The sequence below is a fragment of the Kineosporiaceae bacterium genome, assembly GCA_016713225.1.
Taxonomy (GTDB): Bacteria; Actinomycetota; Actinomycetes; order Actinomycetales; family Kineosporiaceae; genus JADJPO01.
In genome coordinates this window covers 699,139-715,099 of the sequence record JADJPO010000003.1, presented here as the reverse complement: position 1 = coordinate 715,099, position 15,961 = coordinate 699,139, and the positions used below count along the sequence as shown (strand labels likewise).

The following is a 15,961-nucleotide window of genomic DNA, read 5'->3' as shown; positions in this document are numbered from 1 at the left end:
GGTGGACTCCCGCTCTCGTTCTCGTTGTCTGGTGGTCGTGGTGAGGGGTGGTGAGCCGTTCAGTGACCTTCAGTGACCCATGCCCAGTCCGCCGTCGACCGGGATCACGGCGCCGTTGACGTATCCGGCGCCGTCCGAGGCCAGGAACCGGACGGCGGCCGCGACGTCGTCCGTGCTGCCGAACCGCCCCGCGGGGGTCAGCTTGGCGTAGGCCGTGCGGCGCTCGTCGGGCAGGGCAGCCGTCATGTCGGTCTCGATGAAGCCGGGCGCGACGACGTTGGCCGTGATCCCGCGACCGCCGAGCTCTCGAGCCACCGAGCGGGCGATGCCGACCAGACCTGCCTTGCTGGCCGCGTAGTTCACCTGACCCTGGCCGCCGTACAGGCCCACCACGCTCGAGATCAGCACGATCCGACCGCGCTTCATGCGCACCATGCCCATCGAGGCCCGGCGCACGCAGCGGAAGGCGCCGGCGAGATTGGTGTCGATCACGCTGTCCCACTCGGCGTCACTCATCCGCAGCAACAACTGGTCCTGAGTGATACCGGCGTTGGCGACCAGGACCTCCACGGGGCCCTGGGCCTTCTCGACCTCGGCGAAGGCGGCGTCGACCGAGGCCGTGTCGGTGACGTCGCACCGGACGCCGAACAACCCCTCGGGTGCCTCGCCGCTGCGGTGGGTGACCGCCACGGCGTCCCCGTCGGCCGCCAACGCCCGGGCGATGGCCAGCCCGATGCCTCGATTGCCGCCGGTGACCAGCACACTGCGCGCCATCTCGTTCCCTTCGCGTCCCTCGGGGTCTGACTGATCGGCGCCCAGGATACGGTCGGGCGATGCGTGCCGTGCGAATCACCGAATTTGGCGGTCCCGAGGTGCTGCAGCCGGCGGACGTGCCCGAACCGGCCGTCGCCGATGGGCAGGTGCTGATCGACGTCCGGGCTGCCGGGGTCAACTTCGCCGACACCCACCAGAGCGAGAACAGCTATCTCGCGGCCCAGAGCCTGCCGCTGATCCCTGGTGCCGAGGTCGTCGGGGTGGCCCGAACCGGCCCACACGCCGGACGCCGGGTGGTCGCGCTGGTGGCAGGGGGCTATGCCGAGGTGGTCGCGGCCCACCACCACCTGGTCTGGCCGGTGCCGGACGAGGTGTCGGACGGCGCCGCGCTGGCCCTGGTGCTGCAGGGCACCACCGCCTGGCACCTGCTGCGGACCAGTGCGCACCTGGCCGCCGGCGAGTCCGTGGTGGTGCACGCAGCAGCCGGCGGGGTCGGCTCGCTCGCGGTGCAACTCGCCCGGCTCTGGGGCGCCGGGCGGGTGATCGCGGTCGCCTCGACCCCGGCCAAGCGCGCGCTGGCCACCGAGCTCGGCGCGCACACCACGGTCGATCTGGCGGGGGCCGAGTTGGCCGTGCAGGTGCGCCACGCCCTGGTGAGCGCGAACGACGGTGCCGGCGTGGACGTCGTCCTGGAGATGACCGGTGGCGAGACCTTCGCCGGCTCCCTCGCGGCCCTGGCGCCGTTCGGTCGGCTCGTCGTCTTCGGCATGGCGTCCCGTCGGCCGGCGCCACCGGTCGACCCGCGGTTGCTGATGGGGAGTTCGCGGGCCGTGATCGGGTTCTGGCTCTACCACCTGATGGGACGGCCCGGGGCACTCGACCAGGCGATGAGCGAGCTGATGACCTTGGTGCGCGAGGGTCGGTTGCGCCCGGTGGTCGGGACGATCTACCCCCTCGACCAGGCGCGGCAGGCCCACCAGGAGCTGCGCGAACGGCGTACCGTGGGGAAAGTCGTGCTGCAGGTGAGCCGAGACGCCGACTGAGGTTTACCGTGGGGGGTATGGCCTTCCGCAGGCGAGGCGCCGAGCCCGAAGTGCACAGCATCACCCAGGCTCGCCGACCGCACACCGACGACATGGACCAGCGCATCTCGCGCTACCTGGTGTCCATGGCGATCCGCACCGCGTGCGTGTTGCTGGTGTTCGTCGTCCCGGGCTACTGGAAGATCGTGGTCGGCGTCGGGGCGGTGTTCCTGCCCTATGTCGCCGTGATCATGGCGAATGCGGGCTACACCCGTAAGACGGTTCGGGTCCATGACGCGGTGCACGACATACCTCCCGTATCCGATGAGGCGACCCGAGCCATGCCCGGTCCGACATCTCCGGGCAATAGCTGATCCGGTGCATCACGTGGACATCTCGCAGTGCAATACTGGCAATGCGCATCCCGCGCCCCCCGTCGGGACGCGCATCGAGAAGGACGCCGGGTGGCTTCCCCCCGTGGCTGCCCGGCGTCCGCTTTGCCATGGGCTCCTGGCCCGGTACCCGCTCCTGGGGAGCAGCACCTCATGATCACTGCCGCTGATGTGCGCGGTGCGCTGCGGCTGTTGCGCGAACGCGGTTGGCTCACCGCGCTGTTCGCCGTGGTGGTGCTCTCGGTGGCGTTCGTCCAGCTGGGCGAGTGGCAACACCATCGTTATGCCTCCAAGGTCGAGCGCAACCGCTGGATCGACACCAACTATGGCGCCGATCCGGTCCCCCTCGCCGAGGTGCTGCCCTCTCCCACGACCACGCTGACGCCCGATCGGCATTGGACGCCGGTGCGCATGACGGGGGTGTACGAGCCGGCGGCCCAGCTCTTGGTGCGCAATCGCCCGTTGGGCAACGACGCCGGCTTCGAGGTCGTCGTCCCGTTGCGTGTGGCCGATGGTTCGGTTGTCCTGATCGATCGTGGGTGGCTGCCGGCGGGTGAGAACGGCGGCCTCCCCGATGCGGTCCCCGCCCCTCCCGTCGGCACGGTGGAGGTCGTCGCCCGGTTACGCGCGAGTGAGCCGTCCCTGCAGCGGGAGGCGCCGCCGGGGCAGGTATGGCGTATCGACACCACCTCGATCGCGACGCACCTGTCGGGCCAGGTCTACCAGCCGTATGGCGTGCTGGCCTCGGAATCACCCGCCGCCACGGTGGCCCCGACCCTGCTCCCCTGGCCGGACGAAGACCTCGGCCCGCACCTGGGCTACGCCTGGCAGTGGTGGCTGTTCACCGTCGCCGGCTACGGCATCCTCGCCTACTACATGCTGCGTGAGGCTCGGCTGCGGACCGGCAACGCCGAGCCCATCAGCTTCCGGGTGCCTGCTGTGCTGGCCGCCCGTACCCGCAAGGGGCGTGGCGAGCTGAGCGACGAGGACTGGGAGGACGCTCTCCCCCGCTGAGCTCGAGCTCGGCTGAGCTCAAGCTCGGCGCTGTACAGCCGATACGTCGAAGGTGCGCGCCAGATGTGCTCCGACGACGAAGGCGACGGTATGGACCTCGGGTTGACCGATCGCGTGTACGTCGTGAGCGGTGCCGGTCGGGGCTTGGGTCGGGCCAGCGCGATGCAGTTGGGGGCCGAGGGCGCTCGCCTGGTCCTGACCGACCACGACGAGACCGCGCTCGCGTCCGTGGCCAAGGGTCTGGGCGGCTCGGAGCGGGCGATCGCGGTCAGCGGTGACCTGGCGGAGAGCGGGTTCGAGACCTGTCTGAGTGCTGCCGCCGTGGCCCGGTACGGTCGGCTCGACGGGGCCGTCATCTGCCTGGACGACCATGAGTCCGGACCGCTCGCGTCCACCTCGGACGAGTGCTGGCGAGCGGCGTTCGAGGCGACCTTCCTGGGGCCGATCCGCCTGGCACGCTCGGTGGCACAGAACATGTCCACCGAGGGCGGTTCGGTGCTGTTCGTGCTGACCCGCTCGGCCCGGGAACCGCAGGCCGACCACCCCGTCGGCGCCGGGCTGGTGCCGGGGGTCGCCATGGCCGCCCGCGGTCTGGCCGGTGAGCTGGGCGGGCGCAACATCCGGGTCAACATGCTGCTGCCAGGCCACCTCGAGCCCGACACCGGACCGTTCCCGGGGGCTGCGGGGCGAGCTCGGGAGGACGGCGCGGGGCATGATCATGATCCGAACGGGGCCGGGGACAGCCGTCACTGCGCCGAGGGCGCCACGGCGCTGGGCCGTTTCGGGGAGGCGATGGAGTTCGCCCGACCAGCCGTGTTCCTGCTCTCGCCCGCCGCGAGCTATGTGACCGGCTCGGTGCTGGTCGTGGACGGCGGGCTGGCCCGGTCGGGCTGAAACCGTTCTGCCGGCGTGAGATCCGAGTCCGACTGAGCGAACTGCGTGGTGTAGAGGTCGGCGTACAGCCCGCCGCGGGCGAGCAACTCCTCGTGCCGGCCGCGCTCGACGATCCGGCCGTCGTCCACCACGACGATCTGGTCGGCCGCACGGACCGTCGAGAGCCGGTGAGCGATCACCAGGGCGGTGCGTCCGGCCAACGCGGTGTCGAGCGCTCGCTGGACCGCGAGTTCGGACTCGGAGTCCAGGTGCGCCGTCGCCTCGTCGAGGATCAGCACATCGGGCGCCTTGAGCAGCAGCCGGGCGAGGGCGATGCGCTGCTTCTCACCCCCGGACAGCCGGTGCCCCCGGTCGCCCACCACGGTGTCCAGACCGTCCGGCAGCGCGCTCACCACCGACCACACCTGGGCCGCGCTCAGGGCCTGGATCAACTCCGCCTCGGTCGCCTCCGGCCGGGCGTAGAGCAGGTTGGCCCGCACCGTGTCATGGAACAGATGGGCCTCCTGGGTGACCACACCGACCGCCCGGTGCAGCGACGCCTGGGTCAGTGCCCGCACGTCGTGCCCACCCACCAGCACGGCTCCGCCGGACACGTCGTACAACCGCGCCACCAACGTGGTGATGGTGGTCTTGCCGGCGCCACTGGGGCCGACCAGGGCGATCAGTTGACCGGGCTCGGCGCGCAGACTCACCTGGTCGAGGACCAGGGCGGGCTCGGCCTCCGAGTCGGCTTCGCTGCGCTCGGTTCGGGCGATCTGCTCCAGCGAGGCCAGCGACACCTCACGTGCCGTGGGGTAGCGGAAGCTCACGTCGTCGAGTTCGACCGACATGGGGCCGCGAGGCAGGTCGATCGCGTGGGGGGCGTCGGCGATCAGGGGCGGCAGGTCCAGCACCTCGAAGACCCGTTCGAAGCTGACCAGCGCGGTCATGACGTCGACCCGCACCGTCGACAGGGCGGTGAGCGGCCCGTACAAGCGGGCCAGCAACGCCGCGAGGGCGAGCAGCGTGCCGACCGTCATCTGCCCGCGGATGGTCGAGAGCCCGCCGACGCCGTAGACGAGGGCCGTGGCGAGTGAGGCCACCAGGGTGAGGGCGGTGAAGAAGACCCGGTTGCTCATGGCGATCCGCACGCCGATGTCCCGGACCCGGCCGGCGCGTTCGCCGAACTCCCGATCCTCTTCCAGCGGACGGCCGAACAACGTGACCAACAGGGCACCGGCCACGTTGAACCGCTCGGTCATCCGCGAACCCAGTTCGGCATTGAGCTGCATCGATTCGCGGGTGAGCTGTTGTAGCCGCGCCCCCACCCGGCGTGCGGGCAGCAGGAAGAGCGGCAACATCACGAGGGCCCCGACCGTGATCGGCCAGGAGAGGTAGAACATCGCCCCGGCCACCAGCACGAGGGAGACCACGTTGGAGACCACCGCGGACAGGGTGGAGGTGAACGCCTGCTGAGCGCCGATCACGTCGCTGTTGAGCCGGGAGACCAGCGCGCCGGTCTGGGCGCGGGTGAAGAACGCCACCGGCTGGCGCAGCACGTGACCGAAGACCTCGGTGCGCAGGTCGAAGATCAGCCCCTCACCGATCCGGGAGGAGAGCCACCGCGAGAACAGGCCGGCCACGGCGTCCAGGATCGCCACCGTGGCGACCACGAGCGAGAGCATGACCACGAGAGATCGGTTGCCGGGGGTGACACCGTCATCGATCAGCCGGCGTAGCAGCAGTGGGGTCAGGACGATGAAGACCGAACTGGTGACCGTCAGCAGCAGGAAACCGACGATGGCCGAACGGTAGGGCACGGCGTATCCGAGCACCCGTCGCCAGGTACCGGGAGCGAGCTTGCGGTCGGTGACGCCGGGGTCGCGCGTGTAGGAACGCAGCGTGGACCAGGCGGCATGACCGGACATGGGCTCAGCGTGTCAGAGACCGGACGTGGGCGCGCGCCACGAGTGTGGCACGCGCCCACGTTCCCCCGTCGTCCGTGAGGGTTCCTGACCGCCCCGACGGACACCGGCTACTTCTTGGCCTTACCCCGGGTGGCGCCGCCACGGCTGCGCAGCGTGACCTTGTTCTCGGTCAGCAACCGATGCACGAAGCCGTAGGAACGGCCGGTGGACTCGGCCAGGGCGCGAATGCTCGCCCCGCCCGAATACTTCTTCGTGAGATCGTTGGCCAGCTTTGTCCGGTCCGCACCGGTGATCCGAGCGCCCTTCTTGACGGTGTCGCTCACTGCTCCTCCTCGACGATGACGGTACGTGGTCCATGCTCGGGCGCGATCGCTGCCTGTGCCATTCCAGATCACGCCTCGCGCAGGACGACAATGACCTGAAGGAGCAACGAGATCGCGACGTCGTACACAGGAGCTCGTTGCCCCCCGGGTCGCGCAGTGAGTGATCGTTCAAGCCAGACATCTCATCGGTGAACCCCTCCGTTCACCGATGATCGCTTGACAGTGGATTATGCCATCGGCGCCCGAGCTGCGGTGCCGTATCTGATCACGCGAGAGCCACGAGTTCGAGGTAATCGGTGGTCCACAGGTCCTCGTCGCCGTCGGGGAGCAGGACGACGCGCTCCGGGGCCAGTGCGCGGACCGCACCCTCGTCGTGCGTGACCAGGACGACGGCCCCCCGGTAGCGGTGCAGGGCATCGAGGATCTCGGCCCGGCTCGCCGGATCGAGGTTGTTCGTCGGCTCGTCGAGCAACAAGACGTTGGCCCCGGACACCACCAGCGTCGCCAGCGCCAACCGGGTCTTCTCCCCACCGGAGAGCACCGCGGCGGGCTTGTCGACGTCGTCCCCGGAGAACAGGAACGAGCCCAGCACGCTGCGTACGCCGGTGTCGCCCAGTTCCGGTGCGGCGGTGCGCATGTTCTCGAGCACGGTGCGCTCCATGTCCAGCGTCTCGTGCTCCTGGGCGTAGTAGCCGAGCTTCAGGCCGTGACCGGGCTCGACCGCACCGGTGTCGGGCGCCTCGATCCCGCCCAGCAGGCGCAACAACGTGGTCTTGCCCGCTCCGTTCAGTCCGAGGACGACGACCCGGCTACCCCGGTCGATGGCCAGGTCGACATCGGTGAACACCTCGGTCGAGCCGTAGCTCTTCGACAGCCCGGACGCGGTCAGCGGGGTCCGCCCGCACGGCAGTGGATCCGGGAAGCGCAGTTTGGCCACCCGATCGTGGCGCCGCTCCCCCTCGACCGAGCCCAGCAACCGCTCGGCGCGTCGCGCCATGTTCTGGGCTGCGGTGGCCTTGGTGGCCTTGGCTCGCATCTTGTCGGCCTGGGCCATCAGGGTCGCCGCCTTCTTCTCGGCGTTGGCGCGCTCCCGCTTACGGCGTCGCTCGTCGACCTCGCGCTGTTCGAGGTAGGCCTTCCAGCCGACGTTGTACAGGTCGAGCACGCACCGGTTCGCATCGAGGTGGAAGACCTTGTTCACGCAGGCGTCGAGCAGTTCGACGTCGTGGCTGATCACCACCAGACCACCCGACCAGGCCTTGAGGAAGTCGCGCAGCCACGTGATCGAGTCGGCGTCCAGGTGGTTGGTCGGCTCGTCCAGCAGCAGGGTCGGTGCACCGGAGAACAGGATCCGGGCCAGCTCGACCCGCCGGCGCTGACCACCGGACAGGGTTCCCAGCGGTTGGGCCAGCACCCGCTCGGGCAGCCCCAGACTGGAGCAGATGGTGGCGGCTTCGCTCTCGGCGGCATAGCCACCGCGGCTGGTGAAGTCGGCGTCCAGACGGGCGTACCGCGCCATCGCGGCGTCCCGGGTCTCGTCCACGGCACTGGCCATCTCGCCCTCGGTGCGCCGCAGCCGGGTCAGGATCTCGTCCAGGCCACGCGCCGACAACACTCGGTCACGGGCCAGCATGTCGAGATCGCCGGTGCGCGGGTCCTGCGGCAGGTACCCCACCTCACCGCTGCTGGACATGGTGCCGGCGGCCGGCTGGGACTGTCCGGCGAGCACGCGGGTGAGGGTGGTCTTGCCGGCCCCGTTGCGGCCGACGAGGCCGATCCGGTCGCCGGGACCGATCCGAAAGGTGGCGTGTTCGAGCAGGACCCTGGCGCCCGCGCGAAGCTCGATGTCGTGGGCGAGAATCACGATCCACCATCGTACGGGCCACATCACCGACGCTCCGACCGGGCAGGCACTACCGTGTCAGCGCAGGGCGGGTGTGATCCAGGCTGCCCGAGGTCGCAGGAGGACAGTGTGCCGATCGAGTTCGACGACCAGAGCGTCGACGTCAGTGGTGTCGACGATCGTCGTGGTGGCGGTATGGGTGGTGGGGTGGCGATCGGCGGTGGCACGGGGATCGTCGGCCTGATCGTGTTCCTGTTGTGGTCCCTGCTCGGCGGCCAGGGTGCTGCCCCGGTGGTGCCGCAGACCGCTCCGCAGGCCGGGGCCAGCGCCGAGTCGGCCGACGATCTCGCGGCCCGTTGTCGCCAGACCGGCGCCCTGGACAAGTACACCGACTGTCGCCTGATCAAGGTCTACAACATCGCGGACGACGTGTGGCGCGCCGAGTTCGACCGCCGCGGCATCGAGTACTCCAGCCCCAAGCTGGCGTTCTTCTCCAGTGCCACCCAGACCGGGTGCGGCGCCGCCAGCGCCGAGGTGGGTCCGTTCTACTGCCCCGCCGACCACGAGATCTACTTCGAGCTCGGCTTCCTCGAGGTGCTGCAGACCAAGTTCGGCGCCCAGGGTCAGTACGCGCAGGCCTACATCGCCGCCCATGAGTTCGGCCACCATCTGCAGAGCCTGCTGGGCATCGAGCCTCAGGTACGTCAGATCCAGCAGTCCAATCCCGACCGGGCCAATGAGTTCTCGGTGGCCATGGAGCTGCAGGCCGACTGCTTCGCCGGCGTCTGGGGCAAGTTGTCCGACGACGCCAAGAGCGGCATCAACCTGCGCCAACAGGACATCGCCGAGGCGGTGGCGGCGGCCGAGGCGGTGGGTGACGACCGGATCCAGGCCAAGGTGCAGGGCCGGGTCGACCCCGAGGGGTTCACCCACGGCACCGCCGAGCAGCGCAAGGAGTGGTTCGTCAAGGGATTCCAGAGTGCCGACATCGACTCCTGCAATACCTTCAAGCACTACAGACTGACGAAGTAGCCGGTCGGGCGGACCACGCCGCCCCCGCGCCCCGGCCCGGCGTCCCCGAGGAGTTCGAGCCATGAAGGCGCCTCTGCCCGCGCGTGACCTCGCATATATAGCTGTCTTTGCTGCTCTGATCGCGGTGTTCGGATGGGCGGGCACGCTGTATCCCTTCGGTGCCGTGGTGCCGATCACCGCCCAGACCCTGGGGGTGATGCTGGCAGGATCGATCCTCGGCCCCTGGCGCGGGCTGCTCGCCGTGGCAGCCTTTCAGGCCCTGGTGCTGGCGGGGTTACCCCTGCTGGCCGGCGGCCGGGGCGGTTTGGGGGTGTTCACGGGACCGACCGCCGGCTTCTTGATCGGGTGGTTGGCCGGGGTGGTCGTGATCGGGATGCTCGCCCAGCCGACGCTGCGGGCGGCCGTCGAGACCTCCGGCCGATCGCGCATCCTGGTACCGACGCTGCTCGCCGCGAACGCCATCGGCGGCATCGTCGCGGTCTATGCCTTCGGGGTCCCGGTGCTGGCGGCCCGCACCCACGTCTCGTTCGGCACCGCGCTGGCCGGCTCGGCCGTCTACCTGCCGGGCGACACCGTCAAGGTGGTGGTGGCCGCCGTGATCACCGCTGCCGTGGTCCGGGGCTACCCCAAGGCCATCGCGGACCGATGACGGCGACGAGCCTGTACGTGCGCTCGAGCGAGCTCGCCCGAGTCCGTCCCACCGCGACGGCCTGGATCAGCCCGGACGGTCGGCGGCTCACCCGTCAACATCTCCTCGATCGAGTGGACTCCCCCGCCGCGTCCCCGTCCGGAACGGACCCGGCCGGTGGTGCCGACACGGACCCCCTGCTGAGGGTGGTGCTCGGCCACCTGGCGGCCCAGGCGCGCGGTGAGCACCGACTGATCCTGGCCACGTCCGGCAGCAGCGCGACACCGCGCGTCGTCCGGCGCAGCGTGCGGTCCTGGATGGCGAGCCTGCCGGCGTTCGACCACGCCGTCTTCGGGACCGCGGTGGCGGGTGATGGGTCGGATTCGGCCCATCATGGCCTGTTATGGGCACCTGGACCGGCCGGGTCGACCCTGACGCTCTATGCGGCGTGGCAGGGCCTCGCAGCGGGAGTGCCCGTGCTGGCCACCGGCCCCTGGCGTGGTCTGCCAGGCCGCGAGGTCCAACCCGATCTCGACCGGGTCAGCGTGGTGCAGTCCGTGCCGGCGGTGCTGGAGGACGTGCTCGCCGCGCGTGCCGCAGGGCGGTTGCCCGCCCTGCGCACCGCGGTGGTCGCGGGAGCCGGCTCGCCGTCCGGGATGCGGCAACGCGCGGGGGCGCTGGGTCTGCGCTGGGTGGAGTACTACGGAGCCGCGGAGCTGTCCTTCGTGGCGATCGACGTCGACGGCGCCGGCCTGCGGCCCTTCCCCGGCGTCGAGATCGCGCTGCGCGAGGAGTGTTCCGACGACGACGCCGGCGTCGGGACGCTCTGGGTGCGCTCGCCCTATCTGGCCGAGGGCGTGGCGGACCCCGATGGCTGGGCCGGTGTCGGTGATCGCGCCGCCTGGTCCGCCGACGGCACGCTGCGGGTCCTGGGCCGGGCCGGCACGGCGAGCGTGGCCGGGCACACCGTGCACCTGGCCGAGGTCGAGGCCGGGCTGGCGGGGGTGGCCGGTGTCGCCGAGGTGATCTGCTTGACCCAGAGCCGACCACGCGTGGGTGAGCGCGTCCTGGCCGTGATCCGACGCGAGCCCGGCGCCGACCCGTTGCCCGCCGTCCGACGGCTCGTCGAGCAGTGGCCGAACCCGGTGCGTCCGGTGCGCATCGTGGTACGCGACGTCCTGCCCCGTACCGCGGCCGGCAAGGTGGCCCGTGCCGAGCTGGCCGCCGAGCTGGCCGCCGAGCTATCCGCCGAGCCGCAGGGCGGTCCGACGTCGTGAGCGAGCCCTCCGCCGACGGCCCGGTGATCGTCGCAGCGCGACGGACGCCGGTCCGCACGGCGCGCCCGCCCGCGATCGACCCGGTCGAGCTGGCCGCCGCGGTGCTGTCCGCCGTGGCAGCCGAGTTGGCCGAGGCGGGGATCACGACCGTGGACGACGTGGTGCTGGGCAGCGCCCGCGGCCCCGGCGGCAACCTGGCCCGGGTGAGCGCACTCGCCGCCGGCTTGGGGCTCGAGGTTCCCGGGGTGAGCGTCGACCGGCAGTGCGGGTCGGGCCTGGAGGCGGTGCGGCTGGCGGCGGCCCTGGTCGGCTCGGGGTCGGCCGACGTCGTCCTGGCGGGCGGGGTCGAGAGCGCCAGTGCCGCCATTCCGGGCCGGGCCGCCTTCGCACCACCCGGGTTCGCCGACCCCGAGATGGGGGTCGCCGCCGAGGATCTCGCCCGCGTGGCGGGGATCAGCCGGGCCCGTCAGGACGCCTATGCACTGCGCTCGCACCGGCTGTCGGCGGCGGCGCAGGACGATGGCCGGTTCGCCGCCGAGCTGGTGCCCACGGCGGGGATCACCCACGATGACCGACCCCGGCGCCGGTTGACCCCCGCCGTGCTGGCCCGGATTCCGGCGGCGTTCTGCCCGGGCGGCACGGTGACAGCCGGCAACTCCTGCGGGATCAGCGACGGCGCGGCGGCCCTGGCCGTGGTGAGCGGGCGACTGGCGTCCGGACGGGCCGGGCTGCGGATCGTGGGCACCGCGGTCGCCGGCGTCGACCCGGCCCTGCCCGGGCTCGGTCCGGTGCCCGCGATCCGGAACCTGTTGCGCACCAACGGACTGAGCCTCGACGACGTCGATGCACTCGAGATCACCGAGGCGTTTGCCGCCCAGCTGCTCGCCTGTACCGACGCGCTGGGGCTGGACCCGTCGGACGTCGAGGATCGGGTATGTGCCGAGGGCGGGGCCATCGGACTCGGTCACCCGTGGGCGGCCTCCGGGGCGCTGCTGATGGTGCGGTTGTTCTCGCGGCTGGTCCGCCGCGACGGCGGGCGGTGGGGGCTGGCGGCCTGCGCCATCGGCGGCGGGCAGGGCATCGCCGTGCTGACCGAACGGGTCGGCTCGTGACCGGGGGCGTCACGGTGCGATTCGAGGCGGTCGGCCACCGGATCGGGGCTCGGCAGGTGCTCGACGGCGTCGACCTCACGCTGACCGAGCGGCGTGTCGGCGTGATCGGCCTGAACGGATCGGGCAAGTCGACGCTGGCCCGGCTGATCAACGCCCTGGTGGTGCCGTCGTCGGGGCGGGTATGGGTCGACGGGCTGGACACCGCACGGCAGGCGGCGGCGATCCGACGTCGGGTCGGGTTCGTGTTCACCGATCCGGACGCGCAGATCGTCATGCCGACCCCGGTCGAGGACGTGGCGTTCTCGTTGCGGCACAAGGGGTTCGGCAAGCGGCAGGCCTACGATCGGGCGTTGCTGGAGTTGGCGGACTTCGGCATCGCGCACCTGGCCGACTCCCCCGCGCACCTGTTGTCGGGTGGTGAGAAGCAGTTGCTCGCCTTGGCCAGTGTGCTGGTGAGCGAACCGGCGTTGGTGGTGTGCGACGAGCCGACCACGCTGCTCGACCTCCGCAATGCCCGCCGGATCGGTGAGCGGCTGGCGAGCATGGCGCCTGCCCTGGTGTTGGTCACCCATCACCTGGACCAGTTGGACGGTTTCGACCGGGTGCTGGTGGTGCACGAGGGCCGCGTGGTCGCCGACGACACCCCGGACGCCGCCCGCGCGGCCTATGTCGCTCTGGCTCGGGCGGCCTCGTGATCGGCTTGTACGTGCCGGGCGACTCGTTGCTGCACCGGGCACCGGCCGGCGCCAAACTGCTCTTGCTGGCACTGGGGCTGAGCGCGTTCACGCTGTTCGCCGGGCCGTGGGCCGTGGCGGTGGCGCTGGCGGTCGAGATGGTGGCCGCGGCCGCAGCTCGGCTACCGGCAGCAGCCGTGCTGGCCCAGCTGCGGCCGTTGTGGTGGCTGGTGGTGTTGGTGGGCGCGGTGCAGGTCTGGACGGCGGGGTGGCGAGCCGCGGTGGTGGTGTGCGGCTCCATCGTGGTGGCCGTGCTCGGCGCGGGCCTGGTCACGTTGACGACCCGCACCGATGACCTGATCGACACCCTGGTGGGGGCGCTGAACCCGTTGCGCCGCTGGGGAATCCACCCCGAGCGGGTGGCGCTGGTGCTCACCTTGGCGATTCGCGCCGTCCCGGTGTTGACCGGGATCGCGACCGAGGTGCAGCAGGCGCGGGCTGCGCGGGGGGCGCAGCGGTCGGTGCGCGCGTTCGCCGTCCCGTTCGTGATCCGCAGCGTGCGCTACGCCGACCGTCTGGGCGAGGCACTGGTGGCCCGAGGTGTCGATGATGCCCGGTAGTCGGTGGTGGCCTGCCATCATGCGGCCATGACGAGCTCGGCGCGCGACCGGATCGACCCTGCCAGCCGGGACGCGCTCGATGCGCTGCTCGAGCAGATGCCCGGCGGGCTGAACTCCATCACCGACATCGTCGCCCGCCGCGCTGCGCTGACCGCGCAGTTGGCTGCCGTCGAGGTGCCGGTGAATCCACGCGTGGTCAGCGAGGACTGCTCGATCCCCGGGCCGGACGGCGTCGCGACGTTGCGGGTACGGATCTACCGCCCGGTGGCGGCAGCAGGGGTGCTGCCCGCGGTGCTGTTCATCCACGGTGGCGGAATGATCATGGGCGATCTGGACGGCGAGGACGACGTCGCGACCCTGATCTGCGATGAGGTCGGTGCGGTGGTGGTCTCGGTGGACTATCGGCTGGCGCCCGAGAACCCTTACCCCGCAGGCGTGGAAGACTGCTACACGGCACTGGTCTGGACGGCTCGCCAGGCCGCTGAACTCGGCATCGACCCGGACCGGCTCGCGGTGTACGGCGGCAGCGCCGGCGGCGGGTTGACCATCGCCACCGTGCTCACCGCACGCGATCGGGGTTACCCGCAGGTGTGTTTCCAGATGCCGATCTACCCGATGATCGACGACCGCAACGAGACGCCGTCCAGTCAGGAGATCACCGACGTCGGGATCTGGGATCGGGACGGCAACATCGAGGCCTGGGCCTGGTACCTCGGCGGCGCCGCGGCCGACGGCTACGCGGCGCCGGCCCGCGCCGAGGACCTGACCGGGCTGCCGCCGACCTTCATCGACGTCGGCACCGTCGACCTGTTCCGGGACGAGGACATCGCCTTTGCAGCCCGGCTGATGCAGGCCGGCGTGCCCACCGAGTTGCACGTCTACCCCGGCAGCTATCACGCCTCGGAGCACTTCGCCGTCGACGCCGAACTGTCCCACCGGATCCGGGCGACGCGCATCGCAGCCCTGCGCCGCGCGCTGCACCAGCCCTGATCGTCAGGCGTCGACGTCCAGGGCCAGCAGGTCGTCGATGGTCTCGCGCCGCACGATCACGCGGGCCTCGCCGTTGCGCACCGCCACCACCGGCGGGCGGGGCACGTGGTTGTACTGGTTCGACAGCGAGCGGCAATAGGCACCGGTTCCCGGGACGGCGATCAGGTCGCCGGGCTGGACGTCGGCCGGCAGGTACTCGTCCATCACGACGATGTCGCCGCTCTCGCAGTGCTTGCCGACCACGCGGGACAGCCGAGGCGGGGCCGCCGAGTAGCGGTTGGCCAGGGTGCAGGAGTAGTCGGCCTCGTAGAGGGCGGTGCGGATGTTGTCGCTCATCCCGCCGTCCACCGAGACGTACCAGCGCTGCGACCCGCCGTCCAGGTCGACGACCTTGACCGTGCCGACCTCGTAGAGGGTGAAGGTGCTCGGGCCGACGATGGCCCGGCCCGGCTCGATCGAGACCCGGGGCACCGCGACGCCCTCGACCCGGCACTCCCGCTCGATGATGGTCGCGAGCTGGGCACCCATCACCGCGGGCGGAACCGGCTCGTGCTGCGAGGTGTAGGCGATCCCGAAACCGCCGCCCAGATCGATCTCGGGCATGACGTAGCCGTGCGCCCGGGCCACGTCCGTGTGCAGGCCGACCACCCGGCGCGCCGCCAGCTCGAAGCCGTCGGTGCCGAAGATCTGCGATCCGATGTGGCTGTGCAGGCCGAGCAGGTGCAGCTCGGGGTGGCCCAGAACGGCCGCGACCGCCTTGGCGGCGTGCCCCGAGGCGAGCGAGAAGCCGAACTTCTGGTCCTCGTGGGCGGTGGCGATGTAGTTGTGGGTGTGGGCCTCGACACCGGCGGTGACGCGCACCATGACCGAGACCTGCTTGCCCTGCGCGGCGGCGATCGAGGCCAACCGCTCGATCTCATCATAGGAGTCGACGATGATCCGGCCGACGCCGTACCGCACGGCCAGCTCGAGCTCGGCGGCCGACTTGTTGTTGCCGTGCATGCCGATGCGCTCGGGCGGGAACTCGGCGCGCATCGCGACGGCGAGCTCACCGGCGGAGCACACGTCCAGGCCCAGGCCCTCCTCGGCGACCCAGCGCGCGACCTGGGTGCTCAGGAACGCCTTGCCGGCGTAGTACACGTCCAGGCCGGAGAGCCGTGCGAAGGGCGCGGCGAAGTCGTGCCGCATGGCGTGCGCCCGCTGCCGGAAGTCCTGCTCGTCGAGGACATAGGCCGGGGTGCCGAACTCGCGGGCGAGGGCGAGCACATCGACACCGGCGACCTCGAGCACACCGTCGGCGTTGCGCGAGACGGTGCGGGCCCACAGCTGCGGCATCAGGGCACAGACGTCACCCGGCGTCGGCAGCCACTGGGGTGGGCCGCCGTATCCCTCGGCGTGCAGGGCGCCGGCTTCGTGTGCTCGCATGGGCAGAGAGTCTAGTGAGCACCGAGCAGTGCAG

Annotated in this window: 16 protein-coding genes; 11 read left to right on the top strand and 5 right to left on the bottom strand. The window is 71.1% G+C overall.

Features of this window, described 5'->3' with window-relative positions:
* Window positions 1-69 precede the first annotated feature (69 nt).
* Window positions 70-774, bottom strand: a complete 705-nt coding sequence (gene fabG / locus IPK24_14310) for a 3-oxoacyl-ACP reductase FabG (protein MBK8076698.1) — start codon at window positions 772-774, stop codon at window positions 70-72.
* A 59-nt stretch (window positions 775-833) separates the two neighbouring features.
* Here fabG and IPK24_14305 point away from each other — a divergent pair, with 59 nt between their 5' ends.
* From IPK24_14305 to IPK24_14290, 4 genes are all read left to right on the top strand, one after another.
* Complete coding sequence (locus tag IPK24_14305; protein MBK8076697.1) at window positions 834-1,817, top strand: NADPH:quinone oxidoreductase family protein; 984 nt, start codon at window positions 834-836, stop codon at window positions 1,815-1,817.
* 17 nt (window positions 1,818-1,834) lie between these two features.
* Window positions 1,835-2,170, top strand: a complete 336-nt coding sequence (locus IPK24_14300; protein ID MBK8076696.1) for a DUF3099 domain-containing protein — start codon at window positions 1,835-1,837, stop codon at window positions 2,168-2,170.
* A gap of 171 nt (window positions 2,171-2,341) precedes the next feature.
* The gene (locus tag IPK24_14295) at window positions 2,342-3,202 is read left to right on the top strand and encodes an SURF1 family protein (GenBank protein MBK8076695.1); all 861 of its coding nucleotides are present in this window, start codon (window positions 2,342-2,344) and stop codon (window positions 3,200-3,202) included.
* 90 nt (window positions 3,203-3,292) lie between these two features.
* Window positions 3,293-4,096: an SDR family oxidoreductase gene (locus IPK24_14290; GenBank protein ID MBK8076694.1), complete on the top strand. Its 804-nt coding sequence runs from the start codon at window positions 3,293-3,295 to the stop codon at window positions 4,094-4,096.
* On the opposite strand, the gene IPK24_14285 is transcribed toward IPK24_14290, so the two are convergent.
* The 3 genes from IPK24_14285 to IPK24_14275 form a co-directional block, all read right to left on the bottom strand.
* The gene (locus IPK24_14285) at window positions 4,042-6,003 is read right to left on the bottom strand and encodes an ABC transporter ATP-binding protein (GenBank protein ID MBK8076693.1); all 1,962 of its coding nucleotides are present in this window, start codon (window positions 6,001-6,003) and stop codon (window positions 4,042-4,044) included. The two genes, IPK24_14290 and IPK24_14285, sit on opposite strands and share 55 nt — an antisense overlap.
* 107 nt (window positions 6,004-6,110) lie before the next feature.
* Window positions 6,111-6,326 (bottom strand): transcriptional regulator, encoded by a 216-nt coding sequence (locus IPK24_14280; GenBank protein ID MBK8076692.1) that lies wholly within the window; start codon window positions 6,324-6,326, stop codon window positions 6,111-6,113.
* Between the two features lie 265 nt (window positions 6,327-6,591).
* A complete protein-coding gene (locus tag IPK24_14275) occupies window positions 6,592-8,190 on the bottom strand; it encodes an ABC-F family ATP-binding cassette domain-containing protein (GenBank protein ID MBK8076691.1) in 1,599 nt (532 codons plus the stop codon).
* Window positions 8,191-8,304: 114 nt separating this feature from the next.
* On the opposite strand from IPK24_14275, the gene IPK24_14270 reads away from it, so the two are divergent.
* From IPK24_14270 to IPK24_14240, 7 genes are all read left to right on the top strand, one after another.
* A complete protein-coding gene (locus tag IPK24_14270) occupies window positions 8,305-9,201 on the top strand; it encodes a neutral zinc metallopeptidase (protein MBK8076690.1) in 897 nt (298 codons plus the stop codon).
* Window positions 9,202-9,262: 61 nt separating this feature from the next.
* Entirely contained in the window at window positions 9,263-9,850 is a 588-nt protein-coding gene (locus IPK24_14265) for a biotin transporter BioY (GenBank protein MBK8076689.1), read from the top strand.
* Window positions 9,847-11,106 carry an AMP-binding protein gene (locus IPK24_14260; GenBank protein ID MBK8076688.1) on the top strand — a complete coding sequence of 420 codons (1,260 nt, stop codon included), beginning with the start codon at window positions 9,847-9,849 and terminating at the stop codon, window positions 11,104-11,106. The genes IPK24_14265 and IPK24_14260 overlap by 4 nt, the downstream gene beginning before the upstream one ends.
* On the top strand, window positions 11,103-12,218 hold the full coding sequence (locus IPK24_14255; GenBank protein MBK8076687.1) for a thiolase family protein: 1,116 nt from the start codon (window positions 11,103-11,105) through the stop codon (window positions 12,216-12,218). Before IPK24_14260 ends, IPK24_14255 begins: the two co-directional genes overlap by 4 nt.
* Window positions 12,219-12,232: 14 nt before the next feature.
* Window positions 12,233-12,913, top strand: a complete 681-nt coding sequence (locus IPK24_14250; protein ID MBK8076686.1) for an ABC transporter ATP-binding protein — start codon at window positions 12,233-12,235, stop codon at window positions 12,911-12,913.
* Window positions 12,910-13,512 (top strand): energy-coupling factor transporter transmembrane protein EcfT, encoded by a 603-nt coding sequence (locus tag IPK24_14245; GenBank protein MBK8076685.1) that lies wholly within the window; start codon window positions 12,910-12,912, stop codon window positions 13,510-13,512. Before IPK24_14250 ends, IPK24_14245 begins: the two co-directional genes overlap by 4 nt.
* 27 nt (window positions 13,513-13,539) lie before the next feature.
* Window positions 13,540-14,502, top strand: a complete 963-nt coding sequence (locus IPK24_14240; protein MBK8076684.1) for an alpha/beta hydrolase — start codon at window positions 13,540-13,542, stop codon at window positions 14,500-14,502.
* 3 nt (window positions 14,503-14,505) lie between these two features.
* Here the strand turns inward: IPK24_14240 and lysA are convergent, their stop codons facing one another.
* The gene (gene lysA, locus IPK24_14235) at window positions 14,506-15,927 is read right to left on the bottom strand and encodes a diaminopimelate decarboxylase (protein MBK8076683.1); all 1,422 of its coding nucleotides are present in this window, start codon (window positions 15,925-15,927) and stop codon (window positions 14,506-14,508) included.
* Window positions 15,928-15,961: the final 34 nt, after the last annotated feature.